This window comes from SAR202 cluster bacterium (assembly GCA_009392515.1).
Classification (GTDB): domain Bacteria; phylum Chloroflexota; class Dehalococcoidia; order Lucifugimonadales; family UBA6952; genus UBA6952.
In genome coordinates this window covers 1-3,634 of record VFGE01000012.1, presented here as the reverse complement: position 1 = coordinate 3,634, position 3,634 = coordinate 1, and the positions used below count along the sequence as shown (strand labels likewise).

General features: G+C 34.8%; 3 protein-coding genes. 2 read left to right on the top strand and 1 reads right to left on the bottom strand.

Annotated elements, in window-relative coordinates; translation table 11 throughout:
- Nucleotides 1-323, top strand: a 323-nt coding sequence (locus tag FI695_00510; GenBank protein ID MQG50444.1) for a winged helix-turn-helix transcriptional regulator, incomplete at its 5' end; no start/stop codon positions are given.
- Nucleotides 292-2,079: a PAS domain-containing protein gene (locus FI695_00505; protein ID MQG50443.1), complete on the top strand. Its 1,788-nt coding sequence runs from the start codon at nt 292-294 to the stop codon at nt 2,077-2,079. The genes FI695_00510 and FI695_00505, both read left to right, overlap by 32 nt.
- A gap of 119 nt (nt 2,080-2,198) precedes the next feature.
- On the opposite strand, the gene FI695_00500 is transcribed toward FI695_00505, so the two are convergent.
- Nucleotides 2,199-3,440 (bottom strand): hypothetical protein, encoded by a 1,242-nt coding sequence (locus tag FI695_00500; protein ID MQG50442.1) that lies wholly within the window; start codon nt 3,438-3,440, stop codon nt 2,199-2,201.
- Nucleotides 3,441-3,634: the final 194 nt, after the last annotated feature.

The window sequence follows — 3,634 nt, the reverse complement described above, 5'->3', positions numbered from 1 at the left end:
CCAAAAATATCCAAACAAATAATAAGGCCATTACAATCCATGGACTTAAAATTGACCCACGAACAAGAGGAACCTCTATTGATGATTCCCCTATAGAATTAACTTATACAGAATTTGAAATATTACACCTACTTGCATCACATCCCGGATGGGTCTTTACAAGATATCAAATCATTGATAAAATTAAAGGAGATAATTATCCTGTAACTGATAGATCAGTTGATTTTCAAATAGTTGGGTTAAGAAAAAAAATGCAGCATAAAGGAATACTGATAGAGACAATACGTGGTGTTGGATATAGATTTAACCCAGATGACTCGTAAGCCTTTATTCATAAAATTATTTTACTCATTCCTCCCTGTTATTATAATTGGGATTATAGTATTAATACTGTTAGTAAATCAATTCACTAGAAACTTCTACTATTCGCACACAGAAAATGACCTAAGAGAACGTGCAAAGCTTATTTCTTTCTGGATTAATGAACGGAAAATCAACAAGAATAATATACAACTATTTGTAAAAGAATCCGGCCGTGTCTCAAACATGCGGGTAACTATTGTCGATGATAAAGGCATTGTTATTGGTGACTCTTATCGAAATCCTAGCCAAATGGACAATCACATAGATAGACCTGAGATTGTTCAAGCTACATTAAAAGGTGAAGGGTCTACTCAAAGGTTCAGTGAAACTGCAAATGAAGAACAAATGTATTTCGCATTACGTTATCCAAATATACAAGAACAACCATTTATTCGTGTATCAGTACCGCTTAACGAGGTGGAGGAATCATTAATTATCCTACAGAAACGAATCATTATTATAGGATTGATCATTGGTCTTCTTCTCTTGGTGACCAGTTTCTATTTCTCCAAGCAATTAACTAATCCGCTCGACTCAATGCGTATTGAAGCTGAAAGCTATGTGAAGACCTTAAAACTGCCATCTCCTATTCCCATACCTAAGACTAAAGAATTAGCCTCACTTGCTATCTCATTGAATAAAATGGCAAAAGAGATGGACAGAAGAATAAGTATTATAAACCAAGATAAAAGCGAAAGAGAGTCTCTTTTGTCTAGTATGCAGGAAGGCTTGTTAGCATTAAATAAAAATTTGGAAATCATATCTATAAATGAAATAGCCCTAGACTATCTACAAATTCCACGGAAAGATGCAGTGGGTAATAGATTATCAAACTTGATATCAAATAAAAAGATGTTATCATTTATAAAAAAGGTGACAAAAAAAAATAAAAATATTCAAAATGAGATAATATTTAAAACAAATAAAAAAAGATACTTCCTTATGAATGGTTCGCCGTTAATGAAAAGTAAAAAAAAATCTGGAGTTCTTATTACAATAAATGATATTACACTTCAAAAACAGCTTGAAACTATTAGGCAAGATTTTGTTGCAAATGTTAGTCATGAATTAAAAACCCCTATAACATCAATTATCGGATATCTTGAAATTATACAACAAGGAAATGCAGATATAGATCAACAAAATATATTTATTCAAAAGGTTTTAGATCATACAAATCGAATGAACTCTATAATTGATGATCTATTAAAGCTATCTAAGATAGAATCGCAGGAAGAAGACAATACAATAGAATTAAATGAACAAAGATTAAACCCTATACTCAGTGGCGCAATAGACGATGTTCAAAACATTGCCATAAAAAGAAAGAACATCATTCTTTTAGAATGTGACGATTCGTTAATGGTAAATGGTGACCCTCAGTTGTTAAGGGAGGCGATAATAAATCTATTAGAAAATGCTATTAAATATGGAAAAGCAGAAAAGCCGATCACTATTTCAGTTGAAAAAACAGATTTAATAAATATACACGTAAAAAATCACGGAGAAGGAATTCCAAAGAAGTATAGAGGCCGTATCTTTCAAAGGTTCTACAGAATAGACAAATCTAGAGATCGTGAAGCAGGTGGTACAGGCTTAGGGCTGGCTATTGTTAAACATATAGCGCTTGTACATAATGGCGAAGTTCGCGTTACCCCATCAAAAGACCATGAAACTTGTTTTACCTTTTCTATTCCTTTGTCAGACACACTTTAGATTGAAAGCAAATAACTTATTTAATTCCAACCTTAACAAATCTTAGTTAGCTAATCATAGAAATGAAACAAAAAATAGGGGACCGGAAAGGTCCCCTTATTTTAGTGCAAGGGTTGTTATTATTCAGCCCAAGATGATTTAAGTAAACATACAGAGGGATCTGCAGTATTAGACACTAAAACATAACCATCTTTATAAGCCAATCCTTCTGACTCGCCTGTAGACTCACCATCTCCTGTTGAGTAGTCAACAATTTGTGTAATTGCCCCAGAGTCCCATGTTGGGTTGGTTGGGTCCGTTATGTCATAAACTACAACTGCTGCAGGATCTTGCAACGTTGCCAATACATATGATTTACCCTCATGTTCTGCTATGACAACTTCTTCCGGCTCAATACCTTTTCTTTCATCTGTCCACGCCCAAGTGCTAGGTAGATCATCTGCAAGGTTTGCGTAGTATTGCGCTCCAGGTGTTCCATCGCTATTTAGCAAGGTTACTCCTAGTTTTCCATCATACTCTCCACCAGTGCACACAACAGTACCAGTGCTGTTTACCCATATACCATCTGGCTCATGTATTTCACTTGTAAAGGAAACGTAATTTTGAAGTGTATCCGGAGGGCTGAGAATGGAGAACCATCCCATCTGATTCGATTCTTGCAAAGTCATATATACCGTTTCTCCATCAGGAGCAATTTTTACCCCCTCGGGCTCTGCTAAATTACCATTTTCACCAGTATGAGTAATTTTCATATGTTTTACTAATGTTCCATTATCAAGCCCCTGACCTATATCCCAGATAGTAACTCCAGGATAATAAGGAACAGTACAACCAGCAGTTCCATCCTCATAATCATATTCATTAACAACAACAACAAACTCGTTGTCTACTGCAATGTCTACTGCATCTGGGTTATACCCGAGTTCGTAAGGGCCGTACTTTTGTCTTGTTGAAGCATCAACAAGATACAGTTCACCACGCTGACAGGAACCAAAAGTAACAACAACAGCAATAATGCTCTCATCTACACTTACATCGATTGATGAGCACTCTGCATCATCACTATCGGTTATATTGATTGATTCACCAGTAATGGATAATTCACTGGGTGAAATGGTAAAAAAGTCAATTGTGTTCTGACTCGAATTCACAATGACACCCTCGGATGAATTGATAAACCTAATCAGTTCAGGAGAAGACTGACTGGCGTCTCCTGTTGATTTAACATCAACTCTGCTGATATTAAATTTATCTGTAGATAATGTATTATCATTATCTGCTGCTTCATCTTCACATCCTGTTATGAAAATAAAAACAGAAAAAGAGGATAAAAGTAATATTTTTTTTATTAATGTATTCACTGTTGTATTTCCTTTTTTTTATTTTTGTTTAAAAGTTGAATTTTAGCTGTACCAGCATCTGGTCATCATTTACATTTGGTTGAGTATCATCTCCAGTTTCTTCATCTAAGATATAGTACTCAAATTTTAGTTTAGCATAACTGGTTATATCATAACCCAATGCAAAAGTAATCATCGTCCGGTTCCATGTTTGA